Source organism: Pseudomonas lopnurensis, from assembly GCF_015070855.1.
Lineage (GTDB): Bacteria > Pseudomonadota > Gammaproteobacteria > Pseudomonadales > Pseudomonadaceae > Stutzerimonas > Stutzerimonas lopnurensis.
This window is the reverse complement of sequence record NZ_JADDIX010000054.1, coordinates 1036-20665: the sequence shown is the minus strand read 5'-3', so window position 1 is coordinate 20665 and position 19630 is coordinate 1036. Positions and strand designations below refer to the sequence as shown.

21 protein-coding genes and 1 pseudogene are annotated in these 19630 nt (G+C 66.9%); 8 read left to right on the top strand and 14 right to left on the bottom strand.

Going from position 1 to position 19630, the window contains the following annotated elements:
* Both IN820_RS10475 and IN820_RS10470 read left to right on the top strand, forming a co-directional pair.
* On the top strand, positions 1-825 hold an 825-nt coding region (locus IN820_RS10475; RefSeq protein WP_193680924.1), incomplete at its 5' end, for an acyl-CoA dehydrogenase family protein.
* 105 nt (positions 826-930) lie between these two features.
* Positions 931-2154 carry a CaiB/BaiF CoA transferase family protein gene (locus IN820_RS10470; RefSeq protein WP_193680923.1) on the top strand — a complete coding sequence of 408 codons (1224 nt, stop codon included), beginning with the start codon at positions 931-933 and terminating at the stop codon, positions 2152-2154.
* 59 nt (positions 2155-2213) lie between these two features.
* On the opposite strand, the gene IN820_RS10465 is transcribed toward IN820_RS10470, so the two are convergent.
* The gene (locus IN820_RS10465) at positions 2214-3227 is read right to left on the bottom strand and encodes a zinc-binding alcohol dehydrogenase family protein (RefSeq protein ID WP_193680922.1); all 1014 of its coding nucleotides are present in this window, start codon (positions 3225-3227) and stop codon (positions 2214-2216) included.
* A 101-nt stretch (positions 3228-3328) separates the two neighbouring features.
* Here IN820_RS10465 and IN820_RS10460 point away from each other — a divergent pair, with 101 nt between their 5' ends.
* The 4 genes from IN820_RS10460 to IN820_RS10445 all read left to right on the top strand — a co-directional run bounded on the left by IN820_RS10460 (position 3329) and on the right by IN820_RS10445 (position 6349).
* Positions 3329-4246, top strand: coding sequence for a LysR family transcriptional regulator (locus IN820_RS10460; RefSeq protein WP_193680921.1), 918 nt, complete (start codon positions 3329-3331; stop codon positions 4244-4246).
* Positions 4247-4355: 109 nt separating this feature from the next.
* Positions 4356-4964, top strand: coding sequence for a LemA family protein (locus IN820_RS10455; protein WP_235989126.1), 609 nt, complete (start codon positions 4356-4358; stop codon positions 4962-4964).
* Positions 4961-5713 (top strand): TPM domain-containing protein, encoded by a 753-nt coding sequence (locus IN820_RS10450; protein WP_193680919.1) that lies wholly within the window; start codon positions 4961-4963, stop codon positions 5711-5713. The genes IN820_RS10455 and IN820_RS10450 overlap by 4 nt, the downstream gene beginning before the upstream one ends.
* 18 nt (positions 5714-5731) lie before the next feature.
* A complete protein-coding gene (locus tag IN820_RS10445; protein ID WP_193680918.1) occupies positions 5732-6349 on the top strand; it encodes a TPM domain-containing protein in 618 nt (205 codons plus the stop codon).
* Between the two features lie 32 nt (positions 6350-6381).
* On the opposite strand, the gene IN820_RS10440 is transcribed toward IN820_RS10445, so the two are convergent.
* The 13 genes from IN820_RS10440 to IN820_RS10380 all read right to left on the bottom strand — a co-directional run bounded on the left by IN820_RS10440 (position 6382) and on the right by IN820_RS10380 (position 18505).
* On the bottom strand, positions 6382-8361 hold the full coding sequence (locus tag IN820_RS10440; RefSeq protein WP_193680917.1) for an AAA family ATPase: 1980 nt from the start codon (positions 8359-8361) through the stop codon (positions 6382-6384).
* Positions 8362-8664: 303 nt separating this feature from the next.
* The gene (locus IN820_RS10435; RefSeq protein WP_193680916.1) at positions 8665-9441 is read right to left on the bottom strand and encodes a ferredoxin--NADP reductase; all 777 of its coding nucleotides are present in this window, start codon (positions 9439-9441) and stop codon (positions 8665-8667) included.
* A gap of 47 nt (positions 9442-9488) precedes the next feature.
* Positions 9489-10496 carry a YeiH family protein gene (locus IN820_RS10430; RefSeq protein ID WP_193680915.1) on the bottom strand — a complete coding sequence of 336 codons (1008 nt, stop codon included), beginning with the start codon at positions 10494-10496 and terminating at the stop codon, positions 9489-9491.
* Entirely contained in the window at positions 10493-10804 is a 312-nt protein-coding gene (locus tag IN820_RS10425) for a gamma-butyrobetaine hydroxylase-like domain-containing protein (protein ID WP_003296171.1), read from the bottom strand. The genes IN820_RS10430 and IN820_RS10425 overlap by 4 nt, the downstream gene beginning before the upstream one ends.
* Positions 10805-10814: 10 nt before the next feature.
* Positions 10815-10994: a hypothetical protein gene (locus IN820_RS10420; RefSeq protein ID WP_235989125.1), complete on the bottom strand. Its 180-nt coding sequence runs from the start codon at positions 10992-10994 to the stop codon at positions 10815-10817.
* An 18-nt stretch (positions 10995-11012) separates the two neighbouring features.
* On the bottom strand, positions 11013-11336 hold the full coding sequence (gene fdxA, locus IN820_RS10415; protein ID WP_193680913.1) for a ferredoxin FdxA: 324 nt from the start codon (positions 11334-11336) through the stop codon (positions 11013-11015).
* Positions 11337-11473: 137 nt separating this feature from the next.
* Entirely contained in the window at positions 11474-12433 is a 960-nt protein-coding gene (locus IN820_RS10410; protein ID WP_193680912.1) for a HEAT repeat domain-containing protein, read from the bottom strand.
* 10 nt (positions 12434-12443) lie between these two features.
* Complete coding sequence (locus IN820_RS10405; protein WP_193680911.1) at positions 12444-12677, bottom strand: 4Fe-4S dicluster domain-containing protein; 234 nt, start codon at positions 12675-12677, stop codon at positions 12444-12446.
* Positions 12678-12727: 50 nt separating this feature from the next.
* On the bottom strand, positions 12728-14464 hold the full coding sequence (locus IN820_RS10400) for a fumarate reductase/succinate dehydrogenase flavoprotein subunit (RefSeq protein ID WP_193680910.1): 1737 nt from the start codon (positions 14462-14464) through the stop codon (positions 12728-12730).
* An 8-nt stretch (positions 14465-14472) separates the two neighbouring features.
* Complete coding sequence (locus IN820_RS10395; RefSeq protein WP_193680909.1) at positions 14473-15216, bottom strand: GntR family transcriptional regulator; 744 nt, start codon at positions 15214-15216, stop codon at positions 14473-14475.
* A 71-nt stretch (positions 15217-15287) separates the two neighbouring features.
* Positions 15288-16160, bottom strand: coding sequence for an ABC transporter ATP-binding protein (locus tag IN820_RS10390; protein ID WP_193680908.1), 873 nt, complete (start codon positions 16158-16160; stop codon positions 15288-15290).
* The gene (locus IN820_RS10385) at positions 16157-17077 is read right to left on the bottom strand and encodes an ABC transporter permease (RefSeq protein WP_235989124.1); all 921 of its coding nucleotides are present in this window, start codon (positions 17075-17077) and stop codon (positions 16157-16159) included. The genes IN820_RS10390 and IN820_RS10385 overlap by 4 nt, the downstream gene beginning before the upstream one ends.
* A 57-nt stretch (positions 17078-17134) precedes the next feature.
* The gene (locus IN820_RS10380) at positions 17135-18505 is read right to left on the bottom strand and encodes an ABC transporter substrate-binding protein (RefSeq protein ID WP_193680907.1); all 1371 of its coding nucleotides are present in this window, start codon (positions 18503-18505) and stop codon (positions 17135-17137) included.
* Between the two features lie 400 nt (positions 18506-18905).
* Here IN820_RS10380 and IN820_RS10375 point away from each other — a divergent pair, with 400 nt between their 5' ends.
* Together IN820_RS10375 and IN820_RS22605 are read left to right on the top strand one after the other, a co-directional pair.
* A complete protein-coding gene (locus tag IN820_RS10375) occupies positions 18906-19367 on the top strand; it encodes a FecR domain-containing protein (protein WP_193680906.1) in 462 nt (153 codons plus the stop codon).
* Positions 19364-19630: pseudogene (locus IN820_RS22605) on the top strand (OmpA family protein); the annotation flags it as partial. The gene IN820_RS10375 and the pseudogene IN820_RS22605, both read left to right, overlap by 4 nt.

Genomic DNA, 19630 nt, shown 5'->3' with positions numbered 1-19630 from the left:
ACCAAGCAGAAGTACCTGCCCAAGCTCGCCAGCGGCGAATGGATCGGCTGCTTCGGCCTGACCGAGCCGAACCATGGCTCCGATCCGGGCTCGATGGTCACCCGGGCGAAGAAGGTCGATGGCGGCTATCGCCTCAGTGGCAGCAAGATGTGGATCACCAACAGCCCGATCGCCGACGTCTTCGTGGTCTGGGCCAAGGACGACGAAGGGCAGATTCGCGGCTTCGTACTGGAGAAGGGCTGGCAAGGCCTGACCGCCCCGGCGATCCATGGCAAGGTCGGCCTGCGCGCGTCGATCACCGGCGAGATCGTGATGGACAACGTGTTCTGCCCCGAAGAGAACGCCTTCCCCGAGGTGCGCGGCTTGAAGGGGCCGTTCACCTGCCTGAACAGTGCGCGCTACGGCATCAGCTGGGGCGCGCTGGGCGCCGCCGAGTTCTGCTGGCATGCCGCCCGCCAGTACGTGCTCGACCGCCAGCAGTTCGGCCGTCCGCTGGCGGCCAACCAGCTGATCCAGAAGAAACTCGCCGACATGCAGACCGAAATCACCCTCGCCCTGCAGGGTTGCCTGCGCCTTGGGCGCATGAAGGACGAGGGCACGGCGGCGGTGGAGATCACCTCGATCATGAAGCGCAACAGTTGCGGCAAGGCGCTGGACGTGGCGCGCATGGCCCGCGACATGCTGGGCGGCAACGGCATCAGCGACGAGTTCGGCGTGGCGCGGCATCTGGTCAACCTCGAGGTGGTCAACACCTACGAAGGCACCCACGACGTGCATGCGCTGATCCTCGGGCGGGCGCAGACGGGTATCCAGGCGTTTTGTTGAGCGGCAAGCCGCAAGCTACAAGCGGCAAGCTAAAAGCATGCTCATCCGTAACCCGGCTTCAGGCTGCAACTCTTGCGGCTTGAAGCTTGCAGCTTGAGGCTTCCCATGTCCGGCGCCCTGTCCCATATCCGCGTCCTCGACCTGTCCCGCGTGCTCGCCGGGCCCTGGTGCGGGCAGATTCTCGGCGACCTCGGTGCCGAGGTGATCAAGGTCGAGCGGCCTGGCACCGGCGATGACACCCGCCACTGGGGGCCGCCGTTCCTGCGCGACGAACAGGGCGCCGATACCTCCGAAGCCGCCTACTACCTGGCCGCCAACCGCAACAAGCAGTCGCTGACCGTGGATTTCACCCAGGCCGAGGGGCAGCGCATCGTCCGCGAGCTGGCGGCGCAGTGCGACGTGCTGCTGGAAAACTTCAAGGTCGGCGGGCTGGCGGCCTACGGGTTGGACTACCAAAGCCTCAAGGCGATCAATCCGCGGCTGGTCTATTGCTCGATCACCGGTTTCGGCCAGGACGGGCCCTACGCCCAGCGCGCCGGCTACGACTTCATGATCCAGGGCCTCGGCGGTCTGATGAGCCTGACCGGCCGTGCCGACGGCGAGGAAGGTGCCGGGCCGATCAAGGTCGGCGTGGCGCTGACCGACATACTCACCGGGCTGTACGCCGCGGTCGGCGTGATGGCGGCGCTGAATCATCGTGAGCAGAGCGGCCTCGGCCAGTACATCGATACCGCGCTACTGGACGTGCAGGTCGCCTGCCTCGGCAACCAGGCGCTCAACTACCTGGCCACCGGCGTGTCGCCCAGGCGCATGGGCAATGCCCATCCGAACATCGTGCCCTACCAGGATTTTCCCACGGCCGATGGCGACATCATTCTCACCGTCGGCAACGATGGGCAGTTCCGTCGCTTCTGCGAGGTGGCCGGGCATCCGGAGTGGGCGCAGGACCCGCGCTTCGCCAGCAACAAGGCACGGGTCGCCCATCGCGCCGAGCTGATTCCGCTGATCCGCCAGGCCACGGTGTTTCGCAGCACCGCCGAATGGGTGGCGGCGCTGGAGCAGGCCGGGGTGCCCTGCGGGCCGATCAACGACCTGGCGCAGGTATTCGCCGATCCGCAGGTGCGGCACCGCGGCCTGAAGGTCGAGATGGCGCATCCGCTGTCCGGCAGCGTGCCGCAGGTGGCCAGCCCGCTGCGCCTGTCCGCCTCGCCGGTGGCCTACCGCAACCCACCGCCGCTGCTCGGTGAGCACAGCGAGGCGCTGTTGCGGCGCCTGCTGGGCATGAGCGAAGAGCAGATCGCCGGGCTGCGCGAAGCCGGCGTCATCTAGAGGCTGTTGCCATTTCCTTCGCGGCTCGCGACGAAACGACAACTGACCCTAGCAGGCCGTCAGAACCCTTCCAGCACGATCTTGCCCTTGGCCTTGCCGCTTTCCAGCAGGGCATGGGCGCGGCGCAGGTTGGCCGCGTTGATGGTGCCGAAGTGCTCGCCGAGCGTGGTGCGCAGCACACCTTCGTCGACCAGCGCGCTGACCCGCTGCAGCAGGCGGTGCTGCGCGATCATGTCCGGCGTCTCGAACAGCGAACGGGTGAACATCAGCTCCCAGTGCAGCGACAGGCTCTTGCGCTTGAGCTTCATCACGTCCAGCGCCTGGGCCGGGTCGTCGATCAGCCCGAGGCGGCCCTGCGGCGCCAGGGCTTCGACCAACTGGTCGAAGTGGCGGTCGGTCTGGGTCAGGCTGGCGACATGGCTCACGCTGGCGAAGCCGGCGCGCTGCAGCTCGCCCTGCAGCGGCTGGCTGTGATCGATGACGTGATGGGCGCCCAGCTCGCGTGCCCAGGCCTGGGTTTCCGGGCGCGAGGCGGTGGCGATCACGCTGACTTCGGTCAACTGGCGGGCCAGCTGCAGCATGATCGAACCGACGCCGCCGGCGGCGCCGACGATCAGCAACTGCTGACCGGCACCCTGGCCTTCGACCAGCTGCAGGCGCTCGAACAGCAGTTCCCAGGCGGTGATGGCGGTCAGCGGCAGTGCGGCGGCCTCGGCGAAGTCGAGGCTCCGGGGCTTGCGCCCGACGATGCGCTCGTCCACCAGGTGCCGTTCGCTATTGGCGCCGGCACGGGCGATCGAACCGGCGTAGAAGACCTCGTCGCCGACCTTGAACAGACTGGTCTCGCTGCCGACCGCCACCACCACGCCGGCGACGTCCCAGCCCAGTACCTTCGGCTGATTCGGCTCGGGCTGCGTGTTGCGGCGTACCTTGGTGTCCACCGGGTTGACCGAGATGGCGCGCACCTCCACCAGCAGGTCGCGTGGGCCCGGCACCGGTTCGGGCAATTCGACGTCCAGCAGGGCTTCGGGATGCTCTACCGGAAGGGAGTCGAGGTAGGCGACGGCTTTCATGGGGTTTCTCCATAGGGGCGGATGAGTTCTGGCATCCTCGTTTATTTGACGCGGAGGAAAAACGGGGCGATAAGCGAGGCTCTTTCAACAGGATTTTGAAAATGCTGCGCTTCGACGACCTGCACTTGTTCGTTCGAACGGCCGAGGCCGGCAGCCTTTCGGCCGCCGCGCGGGTGCTGGACATCTCACCGGCGGTGGCCAGCGCGGCGTTGAAGCGCCTCGAAAGCGCACTCGACGCGCGGCTGTTCGTACGCTCGACGCGCAGCCTGCGGCTGACGGCCGAGGGCGAGTTGTTCCTCGGCCATGCCCGGGCGGCGCTGGCCAGCCTGGCGGAGGGTACGCAACTGCTCGCCGGTGGGCGGGAGGCGATCAGCGGCGTGCTGCAGCTCTCGGCACCTTCGGATTTCGGTCGCAACGTGCTGCTGCCCTGGCTGGACGCGTTCCAGGCGCGCCACCCCCAGCTGCAGGTTCGGCTGCTGCTGGGCGACGGGCTCACCGATCTGTTCCGCCAGCCGGTGGATATCGTCCTGCGCTACGGCGCTCCGGAAGATTCCAGCCTGGTGGCGCTGCCTGTCGCCGCCGCCAATCGGCGGGTGCTGTGCGCTGCGCCAGCGTATCTGCAGCGTCACGGGGTGCCGCGCCGGCTGGAGGACTTGCGCGAGCACAATTGCCTGCGCTTCATGCTGGCCGGGCGCGTGCACGACCGCTGGTGTTTCCATGAGGGGCGCCGGCAACTCGAGGTGCAGGTCGCTGGCGACCGGGTCAGCGATGACGCCGATGTGGTAAGGCGCTGGGCGCTCGCCGGAGCCGGGCTGGCCTACAAGTCGTGGCTGGATATCGCCGACGATGTCGCCGCGGACCGCTTGCGCGTGTTGCTGCCGCAGTGCCTCGGCGAGGTGGCGCCGCTCAGCCTGCTCTGCGCCCATCGCGCGCAGCTGAGCAAACCGGTGCGGCTGTTGCGCGAGCACCTGCACGAGCGCTGCGCCGTTCTGCTGGCACGGGCGCCCTGGCAGACCTAGCAATGGACCGGCGCAGGCGGTTTGCTCTTCGCAGCCTGAACTCTCGCGACGCTTGGCTATCCTTATTCCAGTATCATTCCAGTATCGATAACGGATGGACGAGCGGACCATGTATATGCAGCGCTTCAGATTCAGCTGGCACCTGACGGTTGTCGTTCTTCTCTCCTGGCTGCTCGCCGGCTGCGGCATCAACAACATTCCGACCTACGACGAGCAGGTCAAGGCCGCCTGGTCGCAGGTGGAGAACCAGTACCAGCGCCGCGCCGACCTGATTCCCAACCTGGTGGAGACGGTCAAGGGCTTCGCCCGCCAGGAGCAGGAAACCCTCACCGCCGTGGTCGAGGCGCGCGCCAGGGCCACCTCGATCCAGGTCGACGCCGCCACGCTGGACGACCCGCAGCAACTGCAGCGCTTCCAGGCGGCGCAGAACCAGTTGACCGGCGCCTTGAGCCGGCTGATGGCGGTGTCCGAGCGCTATCCGGAGCTCAAGTCCAACCAGAACTTCCTTGCCCTGCAGTCGCAGCTCGAAGGCACCGAGAACCGTATCGCCGTGGCCCGGCGCGATTTCATCGCCGCGGTGGAACGCTACAACACCGAGATCCGCACCTTCCCCGGGCGCATCTGGCACAAGCTGATGTACAGCGACATGCCGATCCGCGAGAACTTCGAGGCCACGGCCGAGAACGCCGAGCAGGCGCCGCAAGTCCAGTTCCAATGATCCGGGCGCTGGCACTGATACTCGGCCTGCTGGTCTGCGCCACTGGCGCCTCGGCCCAGCAAGCCGGCCTGCCGGCGCTGAGCGGCCGGGTGGTGGACCAGGCCGAGCTGCTCGATGCCCAGGCCGAGGCGCGTCTGACCAGCCTGCTCGCCGCCCACGAGCAGGCGAGCGGCGAGCAGCTCGTGGTGGTCACCGTGCCGGATCTGCAAGGGCGCAGCATCGAGGAGTTCGGCGTGGAGCTGGGTCGCAGCTGGGGCATCGGGCAGAAGGGCGAGGACAACGGTGCGCTGCTGATCGTCGCCCGCGATGACCGCAAGATCCGTATCGAGGTCGGCTACGGGCTGGAGGGCCGGCTGACCGATGCGCAGTCCTCGGTGATCATCAACCGCATCATCGCTCCAGCGTTCCAGCGTGGCGACTTCACCGCGGGCATCACGGAGGGCGCGGCGGCGATGATCAAGGTACTCGGCGGCGACCCGCTGCCGCCGGAGCTGCGCCCGGTGATGCCAATGGGGCAGCAGCAGCCCGGTGGGCTGGGCATATTGGGGTTTTTCCTGATGCTGGTAGCGATCTTCGTCATTGGTGGTGGCCGTGGCGGACGTGGCGGTGGCCGCCGCGCCTTGCTGCTCGGGGCGCTGCTGGGCGGCATGGGCCGCGGTGGCGGCTTTGGCGGCGGGGGCTTCGGTGGCGGAGGTTTCGGCGGCGGCGGTGGCGGCTTCGGTGGCGGTGGCGCCTCCGGCGGCTGGTAATTCGATAATGGACGCGCAATGACCTTACTGAGCGAAAGCGAACTGCAACAGGTGGCCGAGGCGATCGACCGGATCGAGCACGACACCGATGCCGAAGTGGTGACGGTGCTCGCCGCCCAGGCCGACGACTACCGCTATATCCCGCTGCTCTGGGCCAGCCTGATCGCATTGCTGGTACCCGGCGCCGCGCTGTTCTTCACCGGCTGGCTGGGCGCCTGGCAACTGTTGCTGGTGCAATGGGCGACCTTCATCGTGCTGGCCTGGGCGTTCCGCAGCCCGGCACTGACCAGCCGCCTGATCCCGCGTTCGGTGCGCCACTGGCGGGCCTGCAATCTGGCTCGGCGGCAGTTCATCGAGCTCAACCTGCACCACACCGACGCCGATACCGGCGTGCTGATCTTCGTCTCCGAGGCCGAGCGCTACGTGGAGATTCTGGTCGACCGCGGCATTTCCAGCCGCATCGACAATGCCGCCTGGGAATCGATCGTCGCGACCTTCACCGAACGGGTGAAGCAAGGGCAGGTGCTCGAAGGATTCCTCGGCTGCATCGAAGCCAGCGGCGCGCTGCTGGCGCAGCACGTGCCGAAGACCCACGAACGCAACGAACTGCCCAATCGCCTGGTGCTGTTGCCCTGAGGCGAGGGCGGCGTTCGTGTGCCGCCGCCGCTTCAGGCCATGCCCGGGCCCTGGGGCTCCTGTTCCTGTTGCGCTTCCCCGGCGACCAGCTCGAACAGCGCGTCGGCCGGATTCTCGTAGCCGCTGGCGGCGACCCGCTCCAGGCCATGCGCACCCGGGGCGTGCAGCGGGCTGACGCCGTGGTGGTGGGCGGCGGGCAGCTCGGCGATGGCGGCCAGCACGTCCTCGCCGGGCACGGTTTCCGTTTCCAGCAGGCGCTCGGTGACGTGGTCCAGCGCCGGCCTGAGGCGTAGCAGCAGCGCCATGCAGTCGCGATTGAGCTGCTGCAGCAGCTCGTCGGCCGCTTCCAGCGCCTCGCGCGGATCGCTTTCCAGGTGGGCGTCGCGCACCGCCTGCAGGCTCAGCAGCGAGCCTTTCGGGCCCATGCCCAGGGCGCCGACCATCGACAGGGCGATCTTCGAGGCTTCCTGCAGGTCCTGGCCGGCACCAGAGGACACCTCATGGAAGTACAGCTGCTCGGCGCAGCGGCCGGCCAGCAGCATCTGGATGCGGTTGCGCAGCTCGGACTCCATGTGCAGGCGCTTGTCCTCCACCGGCGTCACCAGCGTCACGCCGAGGGCCTGGCCGCGCGGCAGGATGGTGACCTTCTCCACCCGGCCGACCTTGAGTTCGGCGGCCACCAGCGCGTGCCCGGCCTCGTGCACGGCGATGCGCTTGCGATCGGCCGGCGACATCGGCGTCACGCCGGATGGCTGTTCTCCGATGCGGCAGGTCTCGACGGCATCGACGACGTGGCTCATCTCCACCTGCGTGGCGCCGGCGCGGGCGGCCAGCAGCGCGGCATGATTGACGATATAGGCGATGGCCGCCGGCGTCAGGCCGACGGTGTTGCGCGCCAGCTGGGCGAGATCCAGCCCGGGCGCCGCGCTGATCTTGCCGGCATACAGGCGGAACAGCGCTTCGCGATCTTCCAGCCCCGGCAGGCCGACGGCGATCGAGCGGTCGAAGCGGCCTTCGCGCACCAGCGCCGGATCGAGCGAGTTGGGGAAATTGGTCGCGCCCAGCACCAGCACGCCGCTGGCACCGTCGAAGCCATCCATCTCGGCGAGGAACTGGTTGATGATGCGATTGCTCTCGGCATCGCTGGAGCGCTGCTGCTCGGCGCGTTTGCCGATGCCGTCGATTTCGTCGATGAAGATGATGCACGGCGCCTGCTTGCGCGCGGTGCGAAACAGCGACTTCACTTTCTGGATGCCCACGCCGAAGTACATCGAGGAAAAGTCGCTGCCGGTGACCTGGATGAAACTGGCGTTGGATTCGCTGGCCAGGGCCTTGGCCAGCTGGGTCTTGCCGGTGCCCGGTTCGCCGGTCAGCAGCACGCCCTTGGGTGGGCGGGCGCCGAGCCTGGCGTAGGCCGTCGGGTCGCGCAGGTAGGCGGTGACGTCGCGCAGGGCCTGCTTGGCTTCGGCGGCGCCGATGACGTCGGCGAAGGTGATGCCGCTGCCCTTGCGCTGCACCTGGAAACTGCGGGTCTTCAGACCGAAGTAGATCGCGCCGGCGAGCAGCAGCAGGGCGATCGGCGAGTACGGCAGCAGCATCTTGTAGAGCGGCTTTTCGGCATCGGTCTGGAACAGCGTCAGCGGGAACAGCTCGCCATTACTGCCGGCGTAGTGCTCGAGTAGCAACGCGGCGACGCGTCCGGCCTGGTCCGGCACCCAGTAGCGCTGATCGCTGGCGGTGGTGACGTAGACCGCATCGGTGCCCACGGCGGCGCTGGCGATGGCGCCGTTGCGCAGGTCGCTCATCAGCCTGGAGAGATCGCCGCGGCTGGCTTTCCAGGCGTCGCTGGATGCCTGCAGTTCGGCGAGCATGACCGCCGCCGGGCCGGCGGCAGGGGCTTCGCCCGGGGCGTCGGGCTGCAGCTGCCACCAGGCCAGGGCACCGAGCAGCAACAGCGGGAAAATGAACAGCGCAAGGCCGTGGCGACCTTGCAGCAGACGTGGTTTCTTCATTTCACATCCAATCGGGAAACCCGACGCATCGACAAAACAACCGCCTCGCAGGCGGACCACAGTTTTTGGGGCGGGCGTGAGTACCCGCATGCGCACCCAGGCAGGTGCATGCGGCCGCTAGCATGTTGGATGAAGGTTATGTGCCAGACCGCTGGTCGGATATTGACCTACCGACAGCGGCGAGGATACGGCAAGCGACACCGCCCGAACGATCACACGACGAACGGAAGGCGGGTTTGCGACGAATGACCGGCGCGGATGGGAACCGGCCGGCCATCGGTGCGCTCTGCGAGCGGTGCTCGGCTATTTCTCCACGAAGGCCCGCTCGATCACGTAGTCGCCCGGCTCGCCCTGCTGTGGCGAGACCTCGAAACCCATGGTGTCGAGCATGGCGCTCAGCTCGTCGAGCATCGCCGGGCTGCCGCAGAGCATCACCCGGTCGCTGTCGGGGTTCAGCCGCGGCAGGTCGATGTCGCCGGCGAGCTTGCCGCTCTCGATCAGGCTGGTGATGCGGCCCTGGTTGCGAAACGGCTCGCGGGTGACGGTGGGGTAATAGATGAGTTTGGCGCGTACGTCCTCGCCAAGAAACTCATGTTCCGGCAGTTGCTGCGTCAAGTAGTCGTGATAGGCCAGCTCGCTGACGCGACGCACGCAATGCACCAGCACGATCTTGTCGAAGCGTTCGTAGGCCTCCGGGTCGCGGACGATGCTCATGAACGGCGCGAGCCCGGTGCCGGTGCCGAACAGGTAGAGGTGCTTGCCGGGCCGCAGGTCGTGCATGACCAGGGTGCCGACCGGCTTGCGGCTGACCAGGATCGGATCGCCTGCCTTCAGATGCTGCAGGCGCGAGGTGAGCGGGCCGTCCGGCACCTTGATGCTGAGAAATTCCAGGTGCTCGTCATGGTTGGCGCTGACGATGCTGTAGGCGCGCATCAGCGGTTTGCCCTCGACACCGAGGCCGATCATCACGAAATGGCCATTCTCGAAGCGCAGGCCAGGATCACGGGTGGTGGTGAAGCTGAACAGGGTGTCGTTCCAGTGACGGACGCTGAGAACGCTTTCGGTACCGATTGCAGCCATGGCAAATCCTCCAACAGTCAAAAGGGAAACGAGGCAGGAAAAAATCGTCAGGGCGGGGCCAGCGCCAGCATCCCCATCGCAGCCAGCAGCAGACCGATGCTGAGCGCTATCAGCAGCAGCATTGGCCGCCAGCCCTGGGCGAACAGTTCGCCCAGGGGGGTGCGCATGCCGAGCGCGGCCATGGTGACCAGCAGGCAGGCATTGGATGCGGCAATGAGCCCCTCGCGCAGCCCGACCGGCAGCCAGCCGAGGCTGTTCAGCCCGAACAGGGCGAGAAAGCCGAGCAGGAACAATGGAAGCTCGGCGTTGCCGGAGTCGCCGCGGCGCAGCAGCCAGCCGAGCAGCAACACCAGCGGTGCCAGCAGTGCGACGCGCAACAGTTTGGTCAGGGTGGCGACGTCGCCGGCCTTATCGGACAGCAGATAGCCGGCCCCGGCGGCCTGGGCCACGTCATGGATGCTGGCGCCGAGCAGCAGGCCGCTCTGCACGTCGTCGTATCGCAGCGCGCCGAGCAGCGGCGGGTAGATCAGCATCGACAGGCTGCCCAGGGCGGTGACGCCGACCACCACGCCGAGCAGCCGCCGCTCCTCCAGCCGCCCGGCGGGAATCACCGCGGCCACCGCGATCGCCGCCGACACGCCGCAGATCGCCACCGCCACGCCGGCGACCAGGCTGTGCAGCCGCGGCAGGCCCAGCCAGTGGCCCAGCAGCAATGCCGCGCCGATCACCAGCGGCACGCTGGTCAGCACGATCAGCAATGGCAGGCTGCCGACGCTGAGCAGCTGTTCGACGCCGATCCGCGCGCCCAGCAGTGCCACGCCGATACGCAGCACATGGCGGCTGCAGAAGCTGACGCCGACCTGCATGCGTGCATCGGCGGCCTGGTTGGCGAAGCCGAACCCCAGCAACAGAACCAGCATCAGTGTCGGCGCCGCATAATGCTCGGCCAGAAAGCTGCCGGCCAGCGCCAGCACTCCGCACAGGGCCGCGCCGGGATAGAGCCGGCAGGCCGCGGCGAAAGGCGGTGCGAGCAGTTGCTGGGCGCGGCTGGTCATTGCAGCCGCTCCCCCAGTTCCCGCAGGTAGGCCCAGGGATAAAGCCCGCGGTAGTGGCCGTCGCTGAAATGGAACTGCACGCCGCTGATGCCGGATACCTCCAGCCGATCGACACCGACGTCGGCGTCGATCAGTGTCAGCGCGCCGCGCTGCTGCGCCTGGGCGCACATCGAGCAGGCGCAGGATTTGCGCAGCGCGAGGCAGCTCAGCTGGCTACGCACGCCGTCGGACCAGAGCACTTCGAGCATCTTCTGCGCCTTGCGCAGGCGAATTTCCGTGGGCGGGGCGATCAGGGTCTGGGTGGTCATGGGCAACTCCTCAACCAATCTGGCAAAAGGCCCCGAGCAGGCGCGGCGGATAGCCGTCCAGCACCATCAGGGCAGGGGTTTCCGGCGTCCTGACGAAGCGGCTCTGGTCCTCGACCGGCCGTGCGCTGCCGGTCAGGGCCGCGTTGCCGATCAGCAGCGCCAGCAGGGCGCGGCGGGGCCAACTCGTCATGACAAGTTCGGGCATGGCTCAGCGCTCCAGGAACTGCAGCTTGTCGCTCCGATCGACCCAGGTGTCGGCTTCGGCCAGCGGACTGTTGGTCTGGGTGATCACCGGCCAGACCTCGGCCAGCTCGGCGTTGAGTTCGATGAAATGGCTCTGCTCGGCGGGCAGCGCGTTGTCGGCGAAGATCGCGTCGGCCGGGCATTCCGGTGCGCAGAGACTGCAGTCGATGCAGGTCTCGGGGTTGATCACGAGGAAGTTCGGGCCCTCGTGGAAGCAGTCGGCCGGGCAGACTTCGACGCAGTCGGTGTACTTGCAGCGGATGCAGTTCTCGGTCACTACATAGGTCATCTCGTTTTCTCCCGCGTGGTGCAGCTTTCGGCGGGTTGCACCCGCCGTACCCGGTCTGTCGGTTGGTCATTCGTAGGGCGGGTGAAACCCGCCGAACGTAGTCCGATCGGCGGGTTGCACCTCGCCCTACATGTTCATCAGGCGGCGGCGTCGAGTTTGGATATGGCCCAGCGGGCCAGCTTGCGCACGTCCGGGTCCGGGTCGTCCATCGCCGCTTCGACGAAGGGCCGGCCATCGTTGTGGGCGATGGCTCCGAGCGCGCCGATGGCGGCCTTGCGCAGGTTGCTCATCGGGTCGCGGGCGCAGACGCCCAGCGCCGGGATGGCACCGATCGCGCCGAGCTTGCCGAGGGCATCCACGGCTTTCTCGCGGACCTGCCAGAAACTGTCGTGGGTGGCCTCGACCAGCGGCTGCAGGGCGGCCTGGTAGTCGAGCTTGCCGATGCTCACTGCGGCCTCGACGCGCACCTGCCAGTGCGCGTCGTGCAGCAGCCCCACCAGGGTCGGACCGACCTGCTCGGGCGTGGCGTAGACCAGGGCGCCGGTGGCGGCGCGGCGGACTTCGGCGTCCTCGTCGTGCTGGGCGCGTTCCATCAGCGCCGGCAGGTTTTCGGTCTGCTTCAGCCAGCCGAGCACCGCCACCGCCTCGCGGCGTACCCCGGCATCGATTGCCTGCATACGCTGCAGCGCCGGCGCCTGGGCGGCCGGATTGCGCAGCGGTTTCAGCGCCCGCAGAATGCCGGCCACCACGAAGGGGTCAGCGGTGCCTGCCAGCGCTTCGAGCAGCGGCATCGCCGCGGCCGGGTCCTTGAGGTCGGCCAGGGCATGGGCGGCGGCGTTGCGCACCACCTCGTCGCTGTCCTGCAGGGCGGCGATCAGCGCATCGGCGATATCGACGGCGTCGAATTCGTCGACCACCTTGGCGGCCTCCTGGCGCACCGCGGGGTCTGGGTCGTTGAGTGCCAGGATCAGCAGTTCCGCGGCTTCCGGCTCGCCGCAGTCGACCAGTTCGAGCACCGCGACGCGGCGGATGCCGGGGTCGTCGGAGGCGAGGTTGTCGGCGATCTGTTGCAGCATGGGGTCGTCATAGGTCTTCATCAGCGGCTCCTCAGCGCAGCAGGTACGGGATGTTCACCTTGACCGCATCGGTCGGGCAGTCGGTCTCGCAGGGCATGCAGTACCAGCATTCGTCATACTTCATGTGCGCCTTGCCGGTGTCGGGGTTGATCCACAGGACGTCCAGCGGGCAGACGTCAATGCAGACGCGGCAGCCCTTCTCGGCAATGCATTTCTCTTCGTCGACGACGACCGGGACGGCGGCGCGATGGGTGGCTACGGGCATGGTCATTTCCTCGAATTCATGGGCGATCACGGTGCTCGGGTAGGCGTGCTTCAGGCATTGGCCGCCTTCTTCACCCGCAGCCTGCTGTAGGCATCCTTTTCTTCGCCCAGCGGCACGATGTAATCGGCGACCGGGCGCTTGCCATGGGCCATCTGGCCGTTGGCGTCCTTGAACAGGCGGCTGTGGTAGAACCACTCGGCGTTGTCCTGCTCGGGGAAATCGACGCGGTAGTGGTACAGGCCCCAGCGCGACTCGGTGCGGTACAGCGAGGCGCGCGCGGCCATCTCGGCGCAGTCGATGATCGATTGCACTTCCAGGGCACGCAGCAGTTCGTGGGGGTCGGCGGCGGCGAGCTTCGGCACGTCTTCGCGCACCGCGAGGATGCGCTCCAGGCCGATCTCCATCTTCTTGGTCACCTTGGGCGGCTGCAGGTAGTCGTTCACCAGGCGCCGCACCTTGTATTCCATCTGCTCGGGCGGGATGCCGTCGGTGACCTTAAGCGGCGCCTGGATGCGTTCCAGTTCGGCGGCGATGAAGGTTTCGTCGAGTACCGGCTCGCTGCGCTCCTTGACGAAGGCCGCCGCGCTCTCCCCGCAGATCTGCCCGTAGACGAAGGCGCCGAGCATGTAGTTGTGCGCCACCGAGGCCATGTCGCCGGCGCCGTAGAGGCCGGGCACGGTGGTCGCGCCGGTCTCGTCGGTCCAGACGCCGGAGGCCGAGTGGCCGGAGCAGAAGCCGATCTCGGAGATGTGCATTTCCACCATGCGCTGGCGGTAGTCGACCTGGCGGCCCTGGTGGAAGCGGCCACGGGTCGGGCGCTCGTTGGTGTGCAGGACGGTCTCGATTTCCTGGATGGTTTCCTCGGCCAGATGATCGAGCTTGAGGAACACCGGGCCGGTGCCCGATTCGAGTTCCTTGAAGAACTCCAGCATCATCTGCCCGGACCAGTAGTCGCATTCGATGAAGCGCTCGCCATAGGCGTTGGCGGTGAAGCCGCCGAGCGGGCCGGTGACGTAGGCGCAGGCCGGGCCGTTGTAGTCCTTGAGCAGCGGGTTGACCTGGAAGCACTCCAGGTTCACCAGGTCGGCGCCGACGTGGTAGGCCATGGCGTGGCCGTCGCCGCAGTTGGCCGGGTTCTCGTAGGTGCCGAACAGGTAGCCGGAGTTCGGCAGGCCGATGCGTCCGGCGGCACCGGTGGCCATGATCACCGCCTTGGCGCGGATGATGATTGGCTCGGCGGTGCGGGTGTTCACCCCGATCATGCCGGCGATGTTGCCGTCCGGGTCCTTGAGCAGGCGGGTGGCCTGGAAGCGGTTCTCGATCTCCACCCGCACGCGGCGCAGACGGCGGTAGAGGATCTTCTTGACGTTGTGGCCTTCCGGCATCGGCAGCACGTAGGTGCCGAGGTGGTGGACCTTCTTCATGTCGTAGTCGCCGGTCTCGTCCTTCTGGAAGTGCACGCCCCAGGAGTCGAGCTTCTCGATCATCGAAAAGGAACGCTGGGCGTAGGCCATCAGCGCCGGCTGGTGGACGATGCCGTCGTTGGCGATGGTGATTTCCTTGACGTACTGCTCGGGCGTGGCATGGCCGGGGACCACGGCGTTGTTGAGCCCGTCCATGCCCATGGAGATGGCGCCGGAGCGTTTGACGTTGGCCTTTTCCAGCAGGATGACCTTGAGGGTCGGGTCCTGCTCCTTGACGGTCACGGCGGCCATCGGGCCGGCGGTGCCGCCGCCGATGACCAGCACGTCGGTGTCGATGACTGGGATGCCGTTGATAGTGGTCATGTCGCCTCCTATTTCCGATCCACTCGGAACTGGTATTTGAATGCGTCGCCGCGGTAGCAGAGGTATTCGAAGTCGATGGGGCGGCCGGCGCGGTCATGGGTCAGCCGCTCGACGCGCAGGATGGGTTCGCCGGGCTTGAGCGCCAGGTAGTGCTGGTGTTCCTCGTCGGCGAGGGTGGCGTCGAGGCCGATGTCGGCGCGTCCGAGGGCGATGCCGAAGGCGTTTTCGAGCATCGGGAAGATGTCGCCGGACAGGTCCAGGCCGAACATTCGCCGGCCGATGTCCAGCGGGAAGTAGCTGTTCTCGACGCAGACGGCCTCGCGGTTGAGGTAGCGCACCCGCTTGACCTCGACCACGTCCTCGCCTGTCAGCAAATGCAGCGCGGCGACCACGGCCTTGGGTGGCTTGCGTTCCTGAATAGAGAGCAGGCGCGCGGTGGCTTCGTAGCCCTGGGCCGCCATCGCTTCGCCGAAGCCCTGCAGGCGCTGTACGTTCTGCACCGCCTTCGGCTTGCTGACGTAGGTGCCCTTGCCCTGGGCGCTGAACACCAGACCCTCGTTATGCAGGTCGCGCAGCGCCTGGCGGATGGTGATGCGGCTGACGCCGAAGGCGTTCATCAGCTCATTCTCCGAGGGCAGGCGCTCGTGCACGGCGTAGCGGCCCTCGAGGATCTTGCGCCGTAGGTCGTCGCGGATCTGCACGTACAGCGGCAGCGGCGACTGGCCCGGGGCGAGTGGCTGGGTTCCTTTCATTGCATGAGCTCCAGCCTGTCATGACAGGTCATGTCGAGAGGGGGCGAAAAACGGCGGCGATCGCGCATGCTTCAGCCTCCGTTCTGCTGTTGGAAGGCGCGCAGGGTTTCCTGCCGGATCAGGTCCAGGCACTGGCGCTTGTAGTCCATGAAATCGACGCTGGTGAGCAGGCTCTGCTCGCGCGGCCGGGGCAGCGAAACCTTGATGTCGGCGATGATCCGTCCGGGGCTGGCGCTCATCACCACGATGCGGTCGGAAAGAAACACCGCCTCGTCGATATCGTGGGTCACGAACACCACGGTGTTCTTGAACTCGCGCCAGATCTCCAGCAGGTTCTCCTGCATCATGATGCGCGTCTGCGCATCCAGCGCGCCGAAGGGCTCGTCCATCAGCAGCACGCTGGGGTAGTTGGCCAACGCCCGGGCGATGCCGACGCGCTGCTGCATGCCGCCCGACAGCGTGCCGGGGTAGGCATCCTCGAACGCGGCCAGGCCAACCAGCGACAGAAAGGTGCGCGCCACGCTGCAGGCCTCGTTGCGCGATGCGCCGGCCATCAGCGGGCCGAAAGCGACGTTGTCGCGCACGGTTTTCCAGGGAAACAGCGAGTGCTGCTGGAACACCATGCCGCGATCCGGGCTGGGCGCATCGACGCCCTTGCCGTCGATGGTCAGCTCACCGCGGGTCGGACTGACGAACCCGGCCATGGCGTTGAGCAGGGTCGACTTGCCGCAGCCCGACGGGCCGAGCAGGCAGACGAACTCGCCGGGACGGATGTCCAGTTGGGCGTCCTGTACCGCGGCGCGCTTGCCGCCCTGATGCTCGAACTCGATGTGCAGGTTGCGCACGCTGATGTGGCCGCGGCCGTCACCCTTGGCATTGGCCTTCGCCCGCAGCCTGCTGTGGTCGAGCACGGCGAGGCGGTTGTCCTGGACGGCGCTGTTCATGGCCGACCTCCTTTTGCCTGCCAGTGCAACAGCGGCGCGCAGGCCTTGCGCACGAGTAGCGTGCAGAGGGTGCCGAGGCCGCCGATGGTGAGCATGCCGATGATGATTTCCGGGTACTTGACCAGGGTGTAGGAGGTCCAGGTGAAGTAGCCGATGCCGTACTGGCCGCTGATGATTTCGCCGGCCAGCAGCGAGAACCAGGCCACGCCCATGCCGATCGCCAGCCCGGCGACGATGCTCGGCATGGCGCCGGGGATCACCACGTGCCAGAGAATGGCCTTCTTGCTCGCGCCCAGGCTGCGGGCTGCGCGGACCAGCACGTCGGGCGTCTGCTCCACGCCGTGCACGGTATTGAGCACGATGGGGAAGAAGGCGCCGAGGAAGGTGATGAAGACGATGCTCGACTGCTCGGTGGGCAGCATCAGGATCGCCAACGGGATCCAGGCCACCGCCGGAATCGGTCGGAACAGTTCGATGTACGGCAGGATGATGTCTTCGGCCCAGCGCGAGCGGCCCATCATCACGCCGGTCAGCACGCCCAGCACCACGGCATAGGCGTAGGCGATGGCGATCCGCTCCATGCTGTGGACGATGTGCAGGTAGAACTCCGAGCTGGACAGCTGGGTCACCAGCGCCTGGCCCACCAGCGCCGGCGTCGGCACGTTCTCGAAGTTGATGAAGAGGTTGAAACCGCTGCTGGCGGCGAAATGCCAGACCACCAGGGCCATCAACAGCGCGGCGATGCGCACCAGATAGCGGCCGGTCATCTCCGGCAGGCGTCTGCGCGGCTGACTGCTGGCGGCTGCGCTCGGCGCAGCAGGCGGGCTGGGCGCGGCGGCAACTTCCAGCGTGGGCGCCGCTACCGCTGCGGGCACTGGCGTGGCTGAATCGAACACCGGGTTCGGCTTGACACTCATGGCTACGTTCCTCGGCTCAGGTTTGATTCGCGCGCTCTGCGGCGCAGGCGAGCGGAATCAGGGCAACATCGCGACCGGCTGCGCGGCGCTCAGCGGCACGCCGCCGCGTTCGGCGATATGCCGCTCGGAGTCGCTTTTCTTCATGAAGGCGAGGACTTCGCCGCTCGGGTCCTCGATCAGGTAGGCGGCCTTGCCGAACAGCTTCAGCCCGCTGAGGTTGTCGTAGACATAGGTGGCGTTGATCGATTGGCCCGCGGCCTTGGCTTGCGCTTCGGCGGCGAGCATCGCGGCGGTGCTGTCGTAGGCGACGATGCCCTTGTCGGCGAACCAGATTTCCGCGGGCTTGCGACCAGACGCCCGTGGGGTCGGGCTGACCACGCTTTGCAGCATGGCGGCGTAATCGAGGTTCGACGCGGCGTAGGCCTTCTTCAGATAGGAATCGTCGACCCAGGCGGCGAAATCGAGGTCGGGAATGTCCATTTCCTTCTGCAGCAGGGCATGGTCGTATTTCATCGCCTCGATCCATTGCGGCTTGATGCTCGCTTCCATGGTCGAGATGCCGCCGTCGCTGAAGTAGAGGTAGAGCACTTCCTTGTCGACACCGGTCCACTCGGCCACCTGGGTAGCGGCGCGCATCGGGTCTTCACTGATCCACCGCTGCGCGGCGAGCGTGGCCTTGAGCACGCCCTCGACGACCTCGGGGTATTTCTGCGCAAAGGCGTCACGCACGACGATGCCGTGGAAGGTGGGAATGCCGGCTTCGCTGCCGTCGTAGATCTTCCGGCCGGTGCCGCGGAATTCCATGATTTCCGACCAAGGGCAGAAGTCGGCATGGGCGTCGATCTTGCCCGCCGCGATGTTGGCTGCGCCCACCGGCGGCGCCTGATTGACCAGGGTGACCTTGTCGGACAGGCCGGCGTCGCGCAGCACCTTGAGCGTCATGCCCCAGGCGGCACTGCCGACCGGCGTCGAGAGACTCTTGCCGGCCAGGTCCTGCAGGCTCTGCACGGAAGACGCCGCCGGTACCACGATGCCGTTGCCGGTGCCCTTGAGGTTGTAGCCGGTCACCGCGATGAAGCGTGTGCGTTGCTTGCCGGTTTCCTGGAACTTGGCGCCGTTGACGATCAGTGGGTAGTCGCCCATGACGCCGAAGTCGAGTTTGCCGGCGAGCATCTGGTTGGTAATCGGCGGGCCGGAATCGTAGTCGCGGAATTCGATCCGATAGTCGGCATCCTGGTATTTGCCGGTCCTGGGCAAATGCTCGTCCAGCAGGCCGAGCTTTTCCAGCACGATGCCGCCGGACACGGTATTGGTGACCATGCTCTGATGGCCGATGCCGATACGGATGGTCTCCGCGGAAGCCGGGCCGCCGAACACCATGAGCGATCCGAGAAACGAGGTTGCAAGCAGGCTATTCCGGTTGTTCATTGTCATCACCTTGGCGGTTGAGCAACTTGTACTAACAGGGCATAACGCCTGCCTTGAAAGGTGCAGCGGCCGTGCCAGTGAATTGCGGCGACGCGTTATCCGGCTGTTTTTTCTGAGCAATTTCCCGGGTGAGTGGGCCGAATGGTCAGCTTTGGCTGCGCCGCGAATTGCCCGCCTGTGGTGCGCCCGAAAAACCGAGGGACGATGGCGGAGCAGAAGTTGAGTCGCGCCGTAGGACAAGTAAGTCAAGTGCGTGATGGAACGCATCGATGCGATGCGGCGGGCGGTGTTTTGCACGTCGGCAGGCGGAGCGGGGATTTTTTGCCGTTTTGGGCTGCCCTAGTGCAGCGGGTGCGGATTGACGTGAGCCCGTGCCGAGCCTGTCGACTCGAGAATCCCGATGATCTACCTGAAAAAGTACCTGTTACGTGCATTGAGCGTTGTGCCGGCGGTGTGCCTGGTGCCTGCCTCGGCGAGCAGCCTGCCCGAACCCAGCGGGCATGTGGCCAGGGTGGCGGGCGCGGCCTATGTCAGCAGTCGCGGCCATACCAATGCGGCGAAGGTCGGCCAGGCGGTCCTGCCGGGCGTGGCGTTGAGCACCGGGGACGACGGCGCGCTGGGCGTGATTCTCAACGACGGCAGCGTGCTTTCCTTTGGCCCGCACAGCGAACTGACCCTGGAAGAGTACCGCTTCGCCCCGGCGCGCGATGAGCTGCGCCTGCGCGCGACGCTCAGGCGCGGCACGCTGAGCCTGATTCCCGGCGATATCGCACGCCTCGATCCCCTGGCGATCGCGGTCGATACGCCGGAGGGCCGTGTTCAGGTGCGCGGCGGCCACGTGTTGATGATGGTGATCGAGTGAAACGGCTATTGCTGAAGTTGAGTGCGGCGCTGCTGGCAATCGCGGCGCTGAACGGTTGTGCGAGGCAATCCTACGTGCTGCTGGCGGACGATCCGCACGGGGTCGGCGGCGTAGCGCTGGGCGAGGCCGGGCAGCGTCTGCTCGACGTGCCGGGGCAGGGCATGGCCATCGACGGCGTCGGGCAGTCTTTTGCGATCCATGCGTCGCGACGCAAGGCGGATTTCGCCAAGGCGCTGGCAGCGCAGCCGGCGCTGCCGGAGCGC

What these genes read in the sequence shown, in the direction of transcription:
- IN820_RS10470 (WP_193680923.1), top strand. Translation starts at nt 931, where the DNA reads ATGTCCGGCGCCCTGTCCCATATCCGCGTCCTCGACCTGTCCCGCGTG.
- IN820_RS10465 (WP_193680922.1), bottom strand. Translation starts at nt 3,227, where the DNA reads ATGAAAGCCGTCGCCTACCTCGACTCCCTTCCGGTAGAGCATCCCGAA.
- IN820_RS10460 (WP_193680921.1), top strand. Translation starts at nt 3,329, where the DNA reads ATGCTGCGCTTCGACGACCTGCACTTGTTCGTTCGAACGGCCGAGGCC.
- IN820_RS10455 (WP_235989126.1), top strand. Translation starts at nt 4,356, where the DNA reads ATGTATATGCAGCGCTTCAGATTCAGCTGGCACCTGACGGTTGTCGTT.
- IN820_RS10450 (WP_193680919.1), top strand. Translation starts at nt 4,961, where the DNA reads ATGATCCGGGCGCTGGCACTGATACTCGGCCTGCTGGTCTGCGCCACT.
- IN820_RS10445 (WP_193680918.1), top strand. Translation starts at nt 5,732, where the DNA reads ATGACCTTACTGAGCGAAAGCGAACTGCAACAGGTGGCCGAGGCGATC.
- IN820_RS10440 (WP_193680917.1), bottom strand. Translation starts at nt 8,361, where the DNA reads ATGAAGAAACCACGTCTGCTGCAAGGTCGCCACGGCCTTGCGCTGTTC.
- IN820_RS10435 (WP_193680916.1), bottom strand. Translation starts at nt 9,441, where the DNA reads ATGGCTGCAATCGGTACCGAAAGCGTTCTCAGCGTCCGTCACTGGAAC.
- IN820_RS10430 (WP_193680915.1), bottom strand. Translation starts at nt 10,496, where the DNA reads ATGACCAGCCGCGCCCAGCAACTGCTCGCACCGCCTTTCGCCGCGGCC.
- IN820_RS10425 (WP_003296171.1), bottom strand. Translation starts at nt 10,804, where the DNA reads ATGACCACCCAGACCCTGATCGCCCCGCCCACGGAAATTCGCCTGCGC.
- IN820_RS10420 (WP_235989125.1), bottom strand. Translation starts at nt 10,994, where the DNA reads ATGACGAGTTGGCCCCGCCGCGCCCTGCTGGCGCTGCTGATCGGCAAC.
- fdxA (WP_193680913.1), bottom strand. Translation starts at nt 11,336, where the DNA reads ATGACCTATGTAGTGACCGAGAACTGCATCCGCTGCAAGTACACCGAC.
- IN820_RS10410 (WP_193680912.1), bottom strand. Translation starts at nt 12,433, where the DNA reads ATGAAGACCTATGACGACCCCATGCTGCAACAGATCGCCGACAACCTC.
- IN820_RS10405 (WP_193680911.1), bottom strand. Translation starts at nt 12,677, where the DNA reads ATGCCCGTAGCCACCCATCGCGCCGCCGTCCCGGTCGTCGTCGACGAA.
- IN820_RS10400 (WP_193680910.1), bottom strand. Translation starts at nt 14,464, where the DNA reads ATGACCACTATCAACGGCATCCCAGTCATCGACACCGACGTGCTGGTC.
- IN820_RS10395 (WP_193680909.1), bottom strand. Translation starts at nt 15,216, where the DNA reads ATGAAAGGAACCCAGCCACTCGCCCCGGGCCAGTCGCCGCTGCCGCTG.
- IN820_RS10390 (WP_193680908.1), bottom strand. Translation starts at nt 16,160, where the DNA reads ATGAACAGCGCCGTCCAGGACAACCGCCTCGCCGTGCTCGACCACAGC.
- IN820_RS10385 (WP_235989124.1), bottom strand. Translation starts at nt 17,077, where the DNA reads ATGAGTGTCAAGCCGAACCCGGTGTTCGATTCAGCCACGCCAGTGCCC.
- IN820_RS10380 (WP_193680907.1), bottom strand. Translation starts at nt 18,505, where the DNA reads ATGAACAACCGGAATAGCCTGCTTGCAACCTCGTTTCTCGGATCGCTC.
- IN820_RS10375 (WP_193680906.1), top strand. Translation starts at nt 18,906, where the DNA reads ATGATCTACCTGAAAAAGTACCTGTTACGTGCATTGAGCGTTGTGCCG.